General features: G+C 47.6%; 19 protein-coding genes. All 19 read left to right on the top strand.

Translation table 11 applies throughout. The features are described from left to right. Positions 1-4: 4 nt before the first annotated feature. The 19 genes from I8J30_RS21155 (at position 5) to rseP (ending at position 16,542) form a co-directional block, all read left to right on the top strand. On the top strand, positions 5-1,318 hold the full coding sequence (locus I8J30_RS21155; protein ID WP_210661479.1) for a protein-glutamate methylesterase/protein-glutamine glutaminase: 1,314 nt from the start codon (positions 5-7) through the stop codon (positions 1,316-1,318). A 47-nt stretch (positions 1,319-1,365) separates the two neighbouring features. Beyond that, positions 1,366-3,441, top strand: a complete 2,076-nt coding sequence (locus I8J30_RS21150; RefSeq protein ID WP_210661477.1) for a chemotaxis protein CheA — start codon at positions 1,366-1,368, stop codon at positions 3,439-3,441. 13 nt (positions 3,442-3,454) lie between these two features. Beyond that, entirely contained in the window at positions 3,455-3,916 is a 462-nt protein-coding gene (locus I8J30_RS21145; RefSeq protein ID WP_210661475.1) for a chemotaxis protein CheW, read from the top strand. A 5-nt stretch (positions 3,917-3,921) separates the two neighbouring features. After that, positions 3,922-4,539: a chemotaxis protein CheC gene (locus tag I8J30_RS21140; RefSeq protein WP_091218705.1), complete on the top strand. Its 618-nt coding sequence runs from the start codon at positions 3,922-3,924 to the stop codon at positions 4,537-4,539. Further along, positions 4,536-5,030 (top strand): chemotaxis protein CheD, encoded by a 495-nt coding sequence (locus tag I8J30_RS21135; protein ID WP_091218702.1) that lies wholly within the window; start codon positions 4,536-4,538, stop codon positions 5,028-5,030. The genes I8J30_RS21140 and I8J30_RS21135 overlap by 4 nt, the downstream gene beginning before the upstream one ends. 1 nt (position 5,031) lies before the next feature. Further along, positions 5,032-5,454, top strand: coding sequence for a hypothetical protein (locus I8J30_RS21130; protein ID WP_210661473.1), 423 nt, complete (start codon positions 5,032-5,034; stop codon positions 5,452-5,454). Between the two features lie 4 nt (positions 5,455-5,458). Continuing rightward, positions 5,459-6,244 (top strand): FliA/WhiG family RNA polymerase sigma factor, encoded by a 786-nt coding sequence (locus tag I8J30_RS21125; protein WP_091218697.1) that lies wholly within the window; start codon positions 5,459-5,461, stop codon positions 6,242-6,244. Positions 6,245-6,265: 21 nt separating this feature from the next. Then, a complete protein-coding gene (locus tag I8J30_RS21120; protein ID WP_210661471.1) occupies positions 6,266-7,672 on the top strand; it encodes a DUF342 domain-containing protein in 1,407 nt (468 codons plus the stop codon). A gap of 48 nt (positions 7,673-7,720) precedes the next feature. After that, entirely contained in the window at positions 7,721-8,044 is a 324-nt protein-coding gene (locus tag I8J30_RS21115; protein ID WP_210661469.1) for a hypothetical protein, read from the top strand. A 33-nt stretch (positions 8,045-8,077) separates the two neighbouring features. Continuing rightward, positions 8,078-8,683, top strand: a complete 606-nt coding sequence (locus I8J30_RS21110; RefSeq protein WP_210661467.1) for a DUF6115 domain-containing protein — start codon at positions 8,078-8,080, stop codon at positions 8,681-8,683. After that, positions 8,676-9,254, top strand: a complete 579-nt coding sequence (locus I8J30_RS21105) for an MltG/YceG/YrrL family protein (protein WP_210661465.1) — start codon at positions 8,676-8,678, stop codon at positions 9,252-9,254. The genes I8J30_RS21110 and I8J30_RS21105 overlap by 8 nt, the downstream gene beginning before the upstream one ends. Before the next feature lie 203 nt (positions 9,255-9,457). Continuing rightward, entirely contained in the window at positions 9,458-10,156 is a 699-nt protein-coding gene (gene rpsB, locus I8J30_RS21100; RefSeq protein ID WP_091218682.1) for a 30S ribosomal protein S2, read from the top strand. A gap of 150 nt (positions 10,157-10,306) precedes the next feature. Further along, a complete protein-coding gene (tsf, locus tag I8J30_RS21095; protein ID WP_210661463.1) occupies positions 10,307-10,957 on the top strand; it encodes a translation elongation factor Ts in 651 nt (216 codons plus the stop codon). 115 nt (positions 10,958-11,072) lie between these two features. Then, entirely contained in the window at positions 11,073-11,801 is a 729-nt protein-coding gene (gene pyrH, locus I8J30_RS21090; RefSeq protein ID WP_090976478.1) for a UMP kinase, read from the top strand. A gap of 4 nt (positions 11,802-11,805) precedes the next feature. Then, positions 11,806-12,360, top strand: a complete 555-nt coding sequence (gene frr, locus I8J30_RS21085) for a ribosome recycling factor (protein ID WP_091218676.1) — start codon at positions 11,806-11,808, stop codon at positions 12,358-12,360. A 72-nt stretch (positions 12,361-12,432) separates the two neighbouring features. Beyond that, positions 12,433-13,200 carry an isoprenyl transferase gene (locus I8J30_RS21080; protein ID WP_338044911.1) on the top strand — a complete coding sequence of 256 codons (768 nt, stop codon included), beginning with the start codon at positions 12,433-12,435 and terminating at the stop codon, positions 13,198-13,200. A 27-nt stretch (positions 13,201-13,227) separates the two neighbouring features. Further along, the gene (locus tag I8J30_RS21075; protein WP_210661462.1) at positions 13,228-14,022 is read left to right on the top strand and encodes a phosphatidate cytidylyltransferase; all 795 of its coding nucleotides are present in this window, start codon (positions 13,228-13,230) and stop codon (positions 14,020-14,022) included. A gap of 20 nt (positions 14,023-14,042) precedes the next feature. Continuing rightward, positions 14,043-15,182 carry a 1-deoxy-D-xylulose-5-phosphate reductoisomerase gene (locus I8J30_RS21070; RefSeq protein ID WP_210661460.1) on the top strand — a complete coding sequence of 380 codons (1,140 nt, stop codon included), beginning with the start codon at positions 14,043-14,045 and terminating at the stop codon, positions 15,180-15,182. Between the two features lie 79 nt (positions 15,183-15,261). Then, a complete protein-coding gene (gene rseP / locus I8J30_RS21065) occupies positions 15,262-16,542 on the top strand; it encodes an RIP metalloprotease RseP (RefSeq protein WP_091218666.1) in 1,281 nt (426 codons plus the stop codon). Positions 16,543-16,547: the final 5 nt, after the last annotated feature.

The raw sequence follows: 16,547 nt of genomic DNA, 5'->3' as shown, positions 1-16,547 counted from the left end.
ATCAATGAATACGATCTCGCGAGTATTGGTTGTAGATGATTCTGCCTTTATGCGGAAAATTCTATGCGATCTGATCGCTGTTGATCCACAGTTTGACATTATTGCAACTGCAAATAATGGCCGCGAAGCAATCGAGGCAGTTCAAACGCTTAAACCGGATGTCATTACGATGGACTTGGAAATGCCCGAGATGAACGGACTTGAAGCGTTAGAGCGGATCATGCGCATTCATCCGGTGCCGATCATCATGCTCTCCAGCATAAGCGATGACGGTACAAGAGAGACCATCAAAGCGCTGCAAAATGGCGCCTTTGACTTTATCCGTAAACCTTCTGGGCCGATGTCACCTGATATCCATACAGTCGGTGAGCAATTGTTAGAAAAGCTTCGAATTGCAGTTCTGACGAAGCGGCATTCTTACTTGTTCCAGCCATCGAAGCCTGCGCCTGCAACGAAGAAGCCTAGTATCGCTAAATCGAAGCCGGCAACCATCAGCTTCGAGTCGGCGCCATCGAATAAGGATGAGTTTTCACTGAAGCCCGTACAACCTCCGGTGGAGGAGTTTACGAGTCTTCGTGAGCAGAAGCCGAAACATGCCGCTCAAGAGAAAGTGGAGAAACCGGCGCCATCCATCGAGGTTAACAAACGGGCGGCTAAGAAGGAACCTGAGCTTGCATTACCAACAGCGGATCACGAAATCGAAACGGCTATTAAGCCAAATAAGCCTGTACGTTCCAGAAACTTCAAGCATTTGGTTGCGATCGGAACCTCTACCGGCGGACCGCGTGCCCTTCACGAAGTGATAACGACATTGCCGATTGACTTCCCGGCTCCTGTGCTGGTTGTGCAGCATATGCCTCCAAAGTTTACGCGCTCATTGGCGCAGCGGCTCGATACGTTCAGTTCACTGCATGTTACAGAAGCGATTCATGGTGAACGCGTAGAGGCAGGCGTCGTATACATCGCACCGGGTGGATATCATATGGAGCTTGTCAAAGAAAGCGGCGCTTATTCAATCAAACTTTCCGAAGATGCACCGCGAGGCGGGCATAGACCTTCCGTCGATACGATGTTCGAATCCTGCGCCGCATTCCCGGAATTACGCAGACATGCGGTCATTATGACCGGCATGGGAAGCGATGGCGTAAAAGGAATGAAAGCGCTGAATGACACCGGAGCAGAAACGGCTATTGCCGAGTCGGAAGAGACTTGCGTCGTATATGGAATGCCTCGTTCCGCAGTAGAAGCAGGCGTCGCAAAGTCTATTGTGCCGCTTAGACAAATCGCAACCGCAATAACCCATGCCGTCAGAAAGTAAGGCTTACATTTTCGCATGGCAACCATTTATACAGGAGGTGCATGGAAATGGATATGAACGCCTATCTATCAATGTTTATTGACGAATCGAATGATCATTTACAGTCATTAAACGAGAATCTATTGAAACTCGAAAGCGCTCCGGAAGACATCAGCATCGTTCAAATCATTTTCCGCTCTGCCCATACATTAAAAGGCATGTCTGCGACCATGGGTTTTGAAGATCTCGCGTCGCTCACGCATGAGATGGAAAATGTGCTTGATCTGGTCCGTAATAACAAACTCAAGATGGATAACTTCATCTTTGATACGTTATTCAAAGGGCTTGATGCGCTAGAATCTATGGTCCAAGACATTATCGGCGGCGGAACGGGAAAAGCGGATGTTTCGGCTATCGTTGCTTCTTTGCAAACGATCGTGAAAGCCGACTATAAAAGTGAACAAAGCTCATCCGCATCGTCGGCGGCAGGCGGCAGCAACGGAGAGGGCGCAATATTGGACGAGTTCCAAAGCTCTATTCTTCTGCAATCTATCGATGCCGGTCACTCCGTCTATCACGTAATAGTCACAGTCCGCGAGGATTGCGTGCTCAAAGCAGCACGTGCCTATATGGTATTTGACTTCCTGGAACGCAGTGGCGAGATTGTCAAGTCAACGCCAAGCGTTCAAGAGATCGAACAAGAAAAGTTCGACCGTTCTTTCACGGTATTTACGATTTCCAGCATTACGGAAGAGGAACTGAGAAATGGGATTGAATCGGTTTCTGAAATCGAAGGTGCGGCCATTACGCAATTGGATCGTGAATCGCTGCAGCAGCTTTGCGGTGCAGCATCGCAAATCGCACCTGTTGCAGCAGCGAGTCCTGTGAATGCCGCCCAAGTTGAAGTGAATGCCGCCAGAGCGCAGACCGCAGCAACAGCGACAACTGCAGCACCGACAGCAGCTCAGGCACCAACAGCGGCTGGAAGCAATGTTTCTCGCACGATTCGTGTAGATATCGAGCGATTGGATGCATTGATGAATCTATTTAGCGAACTGTTGATTGACAGAGTCAGACTAGAGCAGCTTGCCAGCGAGATTCGTCGTAATGAGCTGACCGAAACGGTAGAGCACATGACTCGCGTTAGCAGTGATTTACAGAATATCGTGTTGAAGCTGAGAATGGTTCCGGTAGAATCCGTATTTAATCGCTTCCCTCGGATGATTCGCGATTTGGCCAAGTCGCTTGATAAGAAAGTGGATCTCATCATCTCAGGCGCCGATACGGAGCTTGATCGTACGGTAATCGACGAAATCGGTGATCCTCTCGTTCATTTGCTTCGTAACTCGCTTGATCATGGTATCGAGCCGATTGCTGATCGCATTGCGGCAGGCAAGTCGGAAACGGGCATCGTTCATCTCCGGGCATTCCATAGCGGCAACCACGTCTTTATTGAAGTAGAAGAGGATGGCCGCGGCATTAACCGAGAGAAAGTGAAGCAAATTGCCATTAAGAACGGAGTTGTCACCGCTGAAGAAGCAAAACGGCTAACAGACAGCGAAATTAACATGCTGATCTTCGCGGCTGGTTTCAGTACGGCGGATAAAATTTCCGATATCTCCGGCCGAGGCGTAGGACTGGATGTCGTCAAATCCAAAATCACTTCACTGGGTGGTCATGTCAGCGTAGAATCCGAGCCTGGCAAAGGTACGAAATTCTCGATACAGCTGCCACTTACGCTTTCGATTATTTCTGCGATGCTTGTGAAGCTTGGGACGGAGAAATACGCGATTCCGCTTTCATCGATCGTAGAAACGGGCATCGTTCCGCGTGAGCAGATTCGTAAAATACACGGTAACCGTATGATCGATTATCGCGGTTCACTTATACCGCTAATCTCCCTTAGCCAAGTGCTGGAGGCAAAGTCCTTCTTAGAGGAAGAAGAGTATGAGACGGAGATCGTCGTCATTCGTAAAGGCGACAAAACCTGTGCCATTACGGTAGATGAATTTATCGGTCAAAGCGAAATCGTATTGAAATCGCTTGGAAAATACTTAACAAATATTGAAGCAATCTCCGGTGCAACCATACTTGGCGATGGACAAGTTGCCTTGATCGTTGATCCAAACGCGCTAATTAAATAAAGGAGGGTTACGAATGGCTGAGGAAATCAAAGTTATCGTATTTGGTCTGGCACATGAGGAGTATGGAATTGAAGTGGAAAAAGTACGCACGATTGAGCGTATGATGCCGATTACCCGCGTTCCCAAAACGCCTTCTTTCATTAAAGGTGTTATCAATTTACGCGGCGTCGTCCTTCCCGTTATCGATCTTCGCGGCCGTTTTAGCCTAGCGGAATCTGAAGAAACGGAAAGCTCCAGAATCATCATCGTAGCCGTCAATGATTTGGAAGTCGGATTCATCGTCGATTCGGCAAATGATGTCATCGATATCGATCCGGACTTCATTGATTCGCCTCCCGAGGTTGTAGGCGGCATTAAGGCTAAGTACTTACGCGGTGTAGCAAAAATCGGAGACAGCCGATTGCTAATCATGCTAAACCTTTCCGAAGTGCTCAATAAGAGCGAAATCATTCAACTGGAACAGCAAGAGGTCTAAGCCGAGTGAATCCACTAGATACGTTAGAAGCATTCAAGCTTGATGTATTGAAGGAAGTCGGGAACATCGGTGCAGGCAATGCAGCAACGGCGCTCTCCAGACTTCTGGACAAGCCTGTCGATATGAATGTTCCCACTGTCAGTTTAATCCCCTTCGAGCAGGTTGCTGATCGAGTAGGGGGATTCGAACAGGTCGTTATCGCCGTGTTCCTTAGAGTAGAAGGTGATGCGCCGGGTAATATGTTCTTTCTAATCGAAGAGCATTCAGCAAAGAAACTGTTGCGCAATTTGCTTTCCATTCCAGTTTCAGAAGAAGGATATTCCGAAATGGAATTTTCCGCACTAGCTGAAATCGGTAACATACTAGCAGGTTCTTATTTATCATCTTTGGCCGATTTCACGCAATTGTACATGTCGCCGACCGTCCCAGCCATCGCAATCGATATGGCCGGTGCTATCTTGAGTTACGGACTTGTTCAATATGGTGAAATGGGCGATTCCGCGCTTTTAATTGATACCACGTTTCTTGAAGGTCGGGAGGAACTGGCAGGACATTTCTTCCTTATTCCGGACCCGGAATCGTTCGGTAAAATATTTAGCGCTTTAGGAGTGCCTAACGAATGATGCAGGAAAATCTCGTGAAAGTGGGCATGGCTGACCTACAGATTGCACTGAATGGTGCAATCTTGAAAACAACGGGTCTCGGGTCATGCGTAGGCTTGACTTTGTTTGACGAACGCTCGAAGGTGGCAGGCATGGTACATGTCATGCTGCCCTCCTCCGAGATTGCAAGAGAGGCACCGATTAATATCGCAAAATATGCGGATACATCGGTTCCTCATTTGATTGGGCTCATGAAGCAAGCAGGCGCAGAACCGAGAAGACTCGTTGCTAAGATGGCAGGCGGCGCGCAAATGTTCGCTTTCAACACAAACAGTGATTCGATGCGGATTGGTCCGCGAAATGTAGAGTCCTGTAAGGAGATGCTGCGTCAATTCTCGATCCCGCTGCTCGCGGAAGATACCGGTGCTAATTATGGCCGGACGATTGAATTTAACAGTCTAAGCGGTGTACTTGTAATACGCAGTGTGCAGCAAGGAGTAAAGGAGATTTAGTATGGTAGGGTCTTGGCGCTGGAATGTCTTCCTTGGAGTAGGCGGCAGTTTACTTACATTATTATTCTCGCTGGACAGTAATGGGATGGCGGTTACCAGCCTCCGTTGCCTGTACGCATTTCTCACCTTTTTTGTACTGGGCTTTGTTTTCCGCGCGTTAGTGGCACTTATTATGAATCCAAGGGCGCAGGCTTTATCACAGTTAGACGGTGATGAATCGAAAGGGAGTTCGGTTGATTTTGCAACACCGGATCAAAGTGATGAGTTGAATAATTTGTTGAAAAATCAGATGGATGGAAGCTTACAGCCCGATTCGAATCAGGGAGCCATTTTTCAACCGCTGACACCACCTAAATTAGTATCAACTCAGAATAGAGAGCCTGAAGAATTGGCTAAAGCAATACGTCACCTAACAGGAGGGTGAGAAGATGATTGAGCCGAAAGCGCCTCATTTGTCTAACATCGAGATTTGGCAGAAGTGGAAAGAAGACGGGGACATTGAAGCGAAGAAACTGTTGATCGAACAATACTTAACATTGGTTGATTATGTGAGCAATCGTATGGCCATTGGGTTGCCTAAGAATGTTTCCAAGGATGATTTGGCAAGTAACGGGGCAATGGGGCTAATCGATGCAATCGAGAAATTCGATTACCGGCGCGGCTTACAATTTGAAACGTATGCTTCTTGGCGAATTCGCGGAGCGATTATTGATGGTTTGCGTCAAGGCGATTGGGTTCCTCGTTCGGTTCGAGAGAAAGCCAAGCGTATCGAGGAAGCGTATCAGCTGCTTGAACAGCAATACATGCGTTCGGTAACGGATGCGGAAATCAGCGGTTATTTGGATGTTTCGGAGAAAGAGTTTGACGTCATGCTGCAAGAGATTGCCGTTACGACGGTCTGTTCACTCGAGGATCCGATTCGAGAAGAAGAATCCGAGACCCGATTGTCGCTGCTCATCGATGAGAAAGCGAAGAACCCGGATTACAAGGTACATGAGTTTTTCCTTAAAGAATCTTTGATTCGCGGTATTGATCGTTTGACAGAGAAAGAGAGAACGGTTATCTCGCTCTTCTATTACGAGGAATTATCGTTAAGTGAAATCGCTGAGGTGATGTCCTTATCTCCCTCGCGGATTTCACAGCTTCATTCAAAAGCAATTTTGAGATTACGAGGTGCATTAGAAAAACAAAAGGATCAATTAATGCAGCATTAGAGAATTAAAGGGGGGCCAGTTTTGTCTACATCTGAAACATTACAATCACATCTCGTTGTTCAGCTTGCACCTGATAAACTGACCGCTACGATCCAATTTAATGTTGCGGATGAGCAGTTCTCGTGCACGGAAGGACAGCTTGAAGAGTTTTTGAAAAGCCACGGCATTTGTTACGGAATCAGCCGCGACATGCTTCGTAATATCGCGCAGCGACCGAGTGCTTACTTTTACAGTCAAAATGTTATTGCGCTGGGAGAGCAGCCGGTACATGGCGAGGATGGTTACATCCGGTTCTCCCATGATATGAATGAAGGCGAGTACCGTCCGGTGGAACTCGAAGGCGGAAAAATTGATTTTAAAGAAGTCACGCAACTAAGAAATGTAAAGCGTGGTCAATTGATCGCCGAGAAAGTTCCGGCAAGAGCAGGCGTGGAAGGCAGATCGGTAACAGGGGATACGATTGCTTGCAGAAACGGCAAAGAAGCTTATTTTAAAATCGGTAAAAATGTCGTGTTGAATCCTGAACAAACAGCTATGTACGCCACGATCGATGGACTCATCTCGCTTACAGATAAAAGCAAAATTAACGTATTCCCTATCTTTGAAGTAAATGGAGATGTCGATTACAAAATCGGCAACATTGATTTCGTAGGTACTGTAGTCATACGAGGAAACGTATTGACCGGATTTAAGATTAAGGCTTCCGGCGATATTCGAGTAATCGGCGGGGTTGAAGGGGCCATATTGGAATCAGACGGCTCGATTGAAATTACCGGCGGCATTCTCGCAAGTAACAAAGGGTATGTGAAAGCAAATCGGAATGTGAAGAGCTCCTTTATCCAAGACAGCAATGTCACGGCAGGAGAAGATGTATTGGTCTCCCAAAGTATTATGCACTCGCATGTTCGCGCAGGGAGAAACGTCGTTTGCAGCGGCCCTAAGGGGCTGCTTGTCGGAGGGAACATCCTGGCCGGAGATCGCGTTGTCGCGAGAACGATCGGTAATACCATGTCGACGGCAACAACGCTCGAGGTTGGCGTACGCCCGGAGCTGAGAGCGGAACTAACTGAGCTTCGCTTACAAATCAAGAATAAAGTGGATAATCTCGACAAGACCGAGAAAGCACTCAAATTGTTGGATCAGCTCGCTTCAGTCGGCCAACTGACACCAGACAAAATGGCCATGCGCGTTAAGCTTACTTCAACCAAGCGCGCTGCAGTCGAAGAGATTGCAACAGCGAAGGATCGCGTACTTGAAATAGAGAAGTCACTAGAGGATACCGATCGTGCCAAAATTGATGTCGTTAACGTCGTGTATGGGGGGACCAAGATCGTCATTGGCCGCTACACACGTTTTGTCAAAGATGCCACACAGCGTGTTTCCTTCCGCTATTTTGAAGGTGACATCGTAATGGCACCTTATGTCTAGTATTTTTTGCTTAGCAAGTGAGAGGCTTGAAGTTTAGGAGGAAACCGAATGCCTTTTAAACCTATTGATTTCCAAATGTCTATACCACGTACGCCGGATAACAGTTTGCATCAACAACAGTTGAATCAGCGCCCAGTCGCAGAACAAATGCGATTGGAGAACGATACGGCCAAACAAACGGAGCTGCTCCGCAATCGCAATACCGCTGTTGAACAGAACATAGATACCAGGATCAAAGACAACCGGCAGCGGGAATCTCTATTTAAGCAGAATCAAAAGAAGAAGCAAGATGGTGAAGCCGGTACTGATGCGGAAACCGAGCAAGTACAGAAGCATCCTTACAAGGGAAATCATATCGATATCTCCATGTAACGGATTGTTAAACCGAAATGCAGGTGAATGAAGATGGAATCATGGCAAACGATCATGCTAATAGGCGGTATTGTTGTTGTCTGCGCAGCTGTTCTGCCGCGAAGAATACCAAGCGGTAAGCAGGAGCAGTCGACCCAAACCGTACGGAATATGGAAACGGCACTAGAGCAGTTCATGGAGAACATGGAAGCGGACAATCGCGAGCTTGTTGAGCTTGTCAGCAAATCCACCCAAGAGACACAGCTCCAGACCAAGAAGCGCGATGAGCGGATGGAAGTGCTTGAGAAGCGCTGTGCCGAGCTTGAATTGCTTCTGGCTGAACAAACCAAGCAGCATGCTTCCGCTTTGGAGCAGCAGTCGGTGAAAATCTCGAATATGACCAGCCCAGTGTCGGTTACTCAGCCTTCAGCTCATCCGGCAGCTCAGCATCCATTTCCGGCAGTTTCGGATGATTTGGAAGAGGCATCGGAAGCTGAAGAACCAATTTCAACGATTCGTGACCGTTATACCGACTTGTTTGATATGTATCAAAACGGCAAATCCATTGATGCAATAGCTAAGAAACTCGGTAAGAACAAAGGGGAAGTCCAGCTTATTCTTCAGCTGTCGAAGCAGGAGGAAGCAGCACGTCATGAATAAACGAACATTTCTCTTTGGTGTAGGTATAGGAATTATCATCGGTGCAGCTCTTCTGCAGCTTATGTTTATTGGCGAGAAACAAGTAAACCATATGGAAGAGCCGGTCAAACAGGAGACTACCGAATCAGAAGTAATCGGGTATACGAAGACGGAACTGGACCAGGCCGTTGCTGATGAGCGTGAACGGGTAGAAGCTGAATATAAGAAGAAACTGGCTGACGAGCAGGCGAAGCTGGAGCAAGTAAAACAGGAGCAAGCGAAACAAGATGCCGCGGCTGCAGCTAATAATGATATGAACGACAAGGAGACAGCAGAATCTGAGAACACAGCTGTCTCTAAACCTATCATAGTTCGCATTCCGCCGAACGCCAGTGTAACCGACACAGCAGATATCTTGAATTCCAGTGGCGTCATTTCGGATAAGAAAGCTTTTATCAGCCTGATGCGTACAACGAAGATACGCGCAGGTTATTTTTCGTTTAAAGACGACTTGTCTTTGACGCAGATACGCACGATTATTACGAGTAAACCGAATGCTTCATCGCCTGAACAGTCATCATCCGACCAATAATTCGGTGTCTAGCAAAATAGGATAAGGAAACCTGTCAATTGTGGTTGCAAGCGTGCAGGCAGATGTGTTATAATAATTGACGGTGTTAAAAACACACGCCGATTAATTTCGTTATTGGTGCTTCGACCCGGTCGAAGTGATGACGGAAAATGATATTGGCGGAGGTAACCACTAAAAACCATTTAACAGGAGGTGTGTAAGAGATGGCGGTAATTTCCATGAAACAGCTTCTAGAAGCTGGGGTACACTTCGGTCACCAAACTCGTCGTTGGAACCCTAAGATGGATCGTTATATCTTCACAGAACGTAACGGTATTTACATCATTGACTTGCAGAAAACAGTTAAGAAGGTCGAAGAAGCTTACAACTTCGTACGTTCGATCGGCGAAGAAGGCGGCACTATTCTCTTCGTAGGTACTAAGAAACAAGCACAAGATTCGGTGAAAGAAGAAGCGGAACGTTGCGGCAACTTCTACATCAATCAACGTTGGCTCGGCGGCACGCTGACTAACTTCCAAACGATTCAAAAACGTATCGACCGTCTTAAAACGCTTGAGAAATGGGAAGAGGACGGCACTTTCGAAGTTCTTCCTAAGAAAGAAGTTATCATTCTCCGTAAAGAGAAAGATCGTCTTGAAAAATTCCTCGGCGGTATCAAAGGCATGAAAGGTTTGCCAAGCGCATTGTTCATCATCGACCCGCGCAAAGAGCGTATCGCGGTTGCTGAAGCACGCAAACTTGGTATCCCAATCGTAGGTATCGTTGATACAAACTGTGATCCGGACGAAATCGACTACGTGATCCCAGGTAACGATGATGCAATCCGTGCAGTTAAATTGCTGACAGCTAAAATGGCTGACGCAATCGTTGAATCGCGTCAAGGCGAAGTAACGACTGCTTAATAGAGTTTTTCGATACGACACGAAAGGGTGGTCAGAAGGTGCATAACCTCTCACCGCCCTTTTTTCGAATGTTCGCGCTGATGGTTTTGAGTGAGCCCGCGGTTCGCTCGGCAATCAGCTATACTTAACTAATTTCAGGAGGTTTCCAACATGGCAGTTAGTGCTAGTGCAGTAAAAGAATTGCGTGAAAGAACAGGCGCAGGCATGCTTGATTGTAAAAAAGCGCTTGATGAAACAAACGGTGATATCGCGAAAGCAATCGACTTGCTTCGTGAAAAAGGTCTTTCCGCTGCAGCAAACAAAGCGGGTCGTGTAGCTACTGAAGGTACAGTAGAATCCTACATCCACGCTGGCGGCCGTATCGGCGTTCTGGTTGAAATCAACTGCGAAACTGACTTCGTTGGTAAAACTGAACAATTCCGCGAGTTCGCTCGTGATATCGCTATGCAAATCGCAGCTGCAAACCCTAAGTTTGTTAGCCGCGAAGAAGTTTCCACAGAAGAGCTGGATAAAGAGCGTGAAATCTTGAGAGCTCAAGCGCTGAACGAAGGCAAACCAGAGAAAATCGTTGAAAAAATGGTTGAAGGCCGCATCAGCAAATACTACGAAGAATACTGCTTGCTTGAGCAAGCATTCATCAAAGATCCAGACAAAACAATCCATACATTGCTGAAAGAGAAAATCAGCACTATTGGAGAGAATATCTCTATCCGCCGCTTCGCTCGTTTTGAGCTTGGTGAAGGCCTTGAGAAAAAAGAAGACAACTTCGTTGCAGAAGTTATGTCGCAAGCTAAATTGTAAACCGAACGCGCAGGCGGGGCGGGGCGTTCGCCCCGCCTATTTCCTATAATTAGGTCTAAATTTTCAAGTCCGTATACGGCCTTTTAAACAAAGTTGAAGATGGAGGTATACCAAGTTGCAAAGTCCCGTGTACAAACGTATAGTGCTGAAGGTGAGCGGCGAATCGCTCTCGGGTAATAATGGTTTTGGAATCGACTCCGCAATGATTTCCTCTATTGCAGAGCAAGTAAAAGAAGTAGTGAAATTGAATGTTGAAGTCGCGATCGTATGCGGCGGCGGTAACATCTGGCGCGGAATTGCCGGTTCGGAAAAAGGGATCGACCGTGCTACAGCTGATTATATGGGTATGTTAGCGACAGTCATGAACTCTTTGGCGCTTCAAGACGCGCTGGAGCAAATCGATGTGCCAACTCGTGTGCAAACATCTATCGCCATGCAACAAATCGCCGAGCCTTACATACGCCGCCGGGCGATCCGTCACCTGGAAAAAGGGCGTGTCGTTATTTTCGCGGCAGGCACGGGCAATCCATTCTTCTCGACAGATACAACTGCAGCATTGCGCGCAGCTGAAATCGAAGCAGAAGTTATCCTAATGGCGAAAAATAAAGTGGATGGCGTTTACTCCGCAGATCCATTTAAAGACGCGACAGCGGAGAAGTTCGAAACGCTGACGTATATGGAAGTCCTAAACCGCAATCTAGGCGTAATGGACTCAACCGCTTCATCGCTTTGCATGGACAACAATATTCCGCTTGTCGTCTTCAACATTACCGAACAAGGGAATATCAAACGTGTAGTCCTTGGTGAAAAAATCGGTACTATTGTGATGAAAGGAAGCGTGTAAATTAATGCCACAAGCAATTAAGAAAAGCGCAGAAGATCGGATGGAGAAAGCAATCGGGGCACTGAGACGTGATCTCTCAACACTACGTGCCGGCCGTGCTACTCCTGCGCTGCTTGACCGCATTCAAGTTGAATATTACGGGGCAATGACGCCCGTCAATCAATTGGCTAACGTCAATACGCCCGATTCCCGTACGATTATGATCCAGCCTTGGGATAAAACCTCTTTGTCTGCGATTGAGAAAGCGATCATGAAATCGGATCTTGGTTTGACACCGTCGAACGATGGCACAACCATCCGCCTCAGCATTCCGATGCTGACAGAAGAACGCCGTTCGGAGCTCGTCAAATTGACGAAGAAGTTTGGCGAAGAAGCGAAGGTAGCTATCCGTAACGTTCGTCGTGACGCGAATGACGATATCAAGAAACTCGAAAAAACCGAGATTTCGGAAGATGAGTCCCGCCGTCATCAAGACGACGTTCAGAAAACAACGGATAAATTTATCGCAGAAGTGGATAAAGTACTTGCTTCGAAAGAGAAAGAAATCATGGAAGTATAATGCAAGCTCTCCGGCCCCTCCAAATGGTGGGGTTTGTTGCATAAATCAACGTTAGCGTGGGAGGACGAGCGTGTGTTAAAACGATTGATGGCGTTATTCGGCAAAGCGTCCGCGAAACCAACTTCGCCGACGCTTGATCCGGATGGCATCCCGAAGCATATCGCCATTATTATGGACGGCAACGGCAGATGGGCGAAGAGCCGCGGTTTGCCTCGAATGGCCGGACATCACTCCGGTATGAAAACGGTCAAACGAATTACGATGGCTGCCGATCGACTTGGCGTGAAATATTTAACGCTGTATGCCTTTTCCACGGAGAATTGGAAACGCCCGAAAGCGGAAGTGGAGTTTCTCATGAAACTTCCTCAGGAGTTTCTGTCCATTGAGCTTAAGGATCTGATGGAGAACAATGTTCAGGTTCGAATGATGGGCTATAAAGGGGATTTGCCGGACTACACACTGAGAGCGGTAGAAGAGGCGATTGTCCAAACGGCCAATAATACAGGACTGGTTCTTAACTTTGCCCTTAATTATGGCAGTCGCAAAGAAATGATTGAAGCGGTGCGCACAATCGGACAAGCTGTTCAAGATGGGAAGCTGTCGCCGGATGATATCGATGAATCGATGATGGAAGCGAACTTGTTATCCGCAGGTGTTCCTGATCCCGATTTACTTATTCGTACGAGCGGTGAACTTCGATTGAGTAACTTTATGCTTTGGCAGCTCGCTTACAGCGAGATGTGGTTCACTGACGTCTATTGGCCTGAGTTTACGGAAGAGCATTTCTTTGAAGCTGTTCGAGAGTATCAGCGTCGCGGCCGTCGCTACGGCGGGCTGTAATCGGCCTTACTGGAGAGTGTCATATAGGTGAAACAACGTATAATTACCGGCCTAATTGGCGGTGCGGCATTTATTTTTCTAACTGTACTCGGCGGATGGTTTTTCTTTGCACTCCTCCTCCTACTTGCTGTTATTGGGTTTATGGAATATACACGGATGAACGGGGTTTCTGCCAAACATCCGTTATCATTAATCGGGCTGGCAGGCATGCTGGTCTTATTTATTCCTTGGGAAGATTTCGGCCTGGATTCGCCTGCAGCCATACATACAATTTGGTTATTGTTATTCTTATTACTCACGGTAACGGTTCTGACGAAAAATGTCATAACCATTGACGGAGCGGCATTGATGTTACTTGGAGCGGTTTATGTAGGCTACGGATTCCATGCGATGTACGAGGTGCGTAACGCGGAGTTCCATGGCTTGCTTACGACTTGCATGGCTTTCGGGGCGATTTGGGCTTCCGATATCGGAGCTTATTTCACCGGACGGGCATTTGGTCGAAATAAATTGTGGCCATCCATCAGTCCCAATAAGACAATTGAAGGTTCGATCGGCGGTATTGTGCTTTCACTGGCCATCGCGGCCGTTTTTGCATGGATATACCCGGATATCATCAGCATCAGCAGGGCGCTGCTTATCGGTCTAATTGCAGCCGTTGCCGGGCAGTTTGGAGATCTCATTCAATCGGCTTACAAACGGATTCGCGGCATCAAAGATACCGGCTCGATTTTGCCCGGTCATGGTGGTGTGCTGGATCGTTGCGACAGCTGGCTAATCGTGTTTCCATTGCTCGTTATGACCGAGTTGCTCCCCCTCTGATTCAAGGAGGCTCCTTAGCGTTGAAGAAAATAACGATTCTCGGTTCTACCGGTTCTGTAGGGACGCAAACCTTGGATATTCTTAGTCATGAACCTGACCGCTATCAGGTTGAAGGCTTGGCTGCAGGCAACAACCTGCAATTGCTTATTGAGCAAGCCAATCAATTCAAGCCGAAGAGCGTTTGCTTATCCACCAAGGCGTTAGCGGAAGAAGCGGCTCCTCATTTGCCGCAAGGGACTAAGGTGCTCTACGGCAATGAAGGACTGATTGAAATTGCGGCTGATAATGAAGCCGATACCGTTGTGACCGCAATCGTGGGCAGCCGCGGATTGCAGGCAACACTTGCCGCCATTGATGCAGGGAAACATATCGGACTTGCGAATAAGGAAACGCTTGTAACGGCAGGTCATATCGTGATGCAGCGTGCTTTTGACAAAGGTGTGTCCATTCTGCCCATCGATAGCGAGCACTCTGCAATATTTCAATGCTTAAATGGGGAACGTCGCAGTGATGTGAACCGTATTACTCTTACAGCGTCGGGAGGCTCTTTCCGGGACCGTACTCGGGCAGAGCTTGAAGGTGTCACCGTTGCTGAAGCACTTAATCATCCGAATTGGTCAATGGGTGCCAAAATTACGATCGATTCCGCAACTATGGCCAACAAAGGGTTAGAAGTTATAGAGGCACATTGGTTATTCGGCCTTCCTTACAATCAAATCGATGTACTTATTCACCCAGAGAGTATCATTCATTCCTATGTAGAGTTCGTGGATCACAGCATCATTGCTCAACTGGGGATGCCGGATATGCGTGTCCCGATTCAATATGCGCTTACGTATCCGGAACGCAGGCCAACGCCGACAGAGCGACTGCAATTAGCCAAGCTGTCTACCCTTCATTTTAGGGAAATGGACTTTGATCGTTACCCTTGTCTGCGATTCGCTTATGAGAGCGGTCAGGCCGGTCAATCTGCGCCAACTGTATACAATGCGGCGAACGAAACTGCGGTTGCCCGTTTCTTGGCAAGCGAAATCACATTCCTTGAGATTGAATCTGTTATAGAGACTGTGCTGAACAAGCATCAGCTTGTAGATGTTCCCGATGTCGAGGCCATTGCAGAAGTAGATGCCTGGGCTCGAAGAGAAGCGGCAAGCGTCTAACCGGTGGTTCTCTTGTATCGAACGGGAGAATAATGATAATCTAAGTACAGGCCGTTACGAACAGGAGGCAAGGGGAACGATGCATACGATTCAAGTCGTCTTTTTGACGGTAATGGTCTTCTTCGTCATTGTGACCATTCACGAGTGGGGTCATTTTTATTTTGCGAAGCGTGCCGGAATATTGGTTCGAGAGTTTGCGATTGGATTCGGTCCAAAGCTGTTTTCCATTAAACGCGGCGAAACCAGATATACGCTGCGGCTTGTTCCAGCAGGTGGTTTTGTCCGAATGGCCGGTGAGGATCCGGAGTTAATTGAGATTCATCCCGGGCAGACCGTTGCAGTACGGGTTAAAGATAATACGGTTACTCGTATTTACTTGGATCGCTTAGACGATCGCAGCAATGTTGTCCGCGGTGAAGTCGAAACCATCGATATCGAACGTAAATTGAAGCTTGCTCTGAGTGCGGACGGAATCACGGATTCTTACGACGTGCATCCGCAAGCGCTTCTGATCAGTAAAGGAAAAGAAACACAGATCGCTCCGATCGACCGCCAATTTGGGAGTAAAACAGTAGGTCAACGGGCTCTTGCTATCGTTGCGGGTCCTGTCATGAACTTTGTTTTAGCTTTCGTATTGTTTGGTCTCTATTTCCAAATGGCCGGCGTTCCGATGGAGAATCCGGACCGTTTGTTAATTGGCAGCGTAGTGGAAGGAATGCCGGCATCCCAAACGGATCTTCGTGTTGGCGACGTGATTGATTCGGTGAACGGAGAGAAGATCGGCGGAGATTCCAATAAGATGATCGAGCTGATCAGTAAATCGGTTGATGTGCCGCTCGTATTTAACGTACTGCGTGACGGAAAGCCGATATCTTTCAAAATTACACCGAAGAAGGACCCGACTACAGGTGTCGGTAAACTCGGCATATCTGCTGCTGTACCTACACGTTCGGTTACTTTTGGCGAAACATTCACGTATGCCGGCAAAGCGATGAAGAACATGACGATCATGATCTTCGATGGATTTAAGAAGCTGATTCTCGGTGATTTCAAGATGGAGGATCTTGGCGGACCGGTACGGACTGCTCAAGTGACGAGTCAAATCGCGGATGAAGGCATCGTTCAGCTGACTTCATGGGTAGCGGTTCTCAGTCTGTATTTAGGTATCTTTAACCTGCTGCCAATTCCGGCGCTCGATGGGAGCCGGTTGGTTTTCCTCGGATTTGAAGCTGTACGAGGCCGTCCGGTGGATCCGAATCGGGAAAGCATGGTGCATTTCATCGGATTTGCAATGCTGATGCTGCTCATGCTGGCGGTTACTTATAATGATATATTGCGATTGGTACGAGGGGAGCACTGAGTCGG

The organism is Paenibacillus lignilyticus (genome assembly GCF_017942085.1).
In the GTDB taxonomy this organism is placed as follows: Bacteria; Bacillota; Bacilli; order Paenibacillales; family Paenibacillaceae; genus Paenibacillus_Z; species Paenibacillus_Z lignilyticus.
Note: the sequence above shows the minus strand (reverse complement) of the source record. Positions and strands in the feature narration are given on the sequence as shown.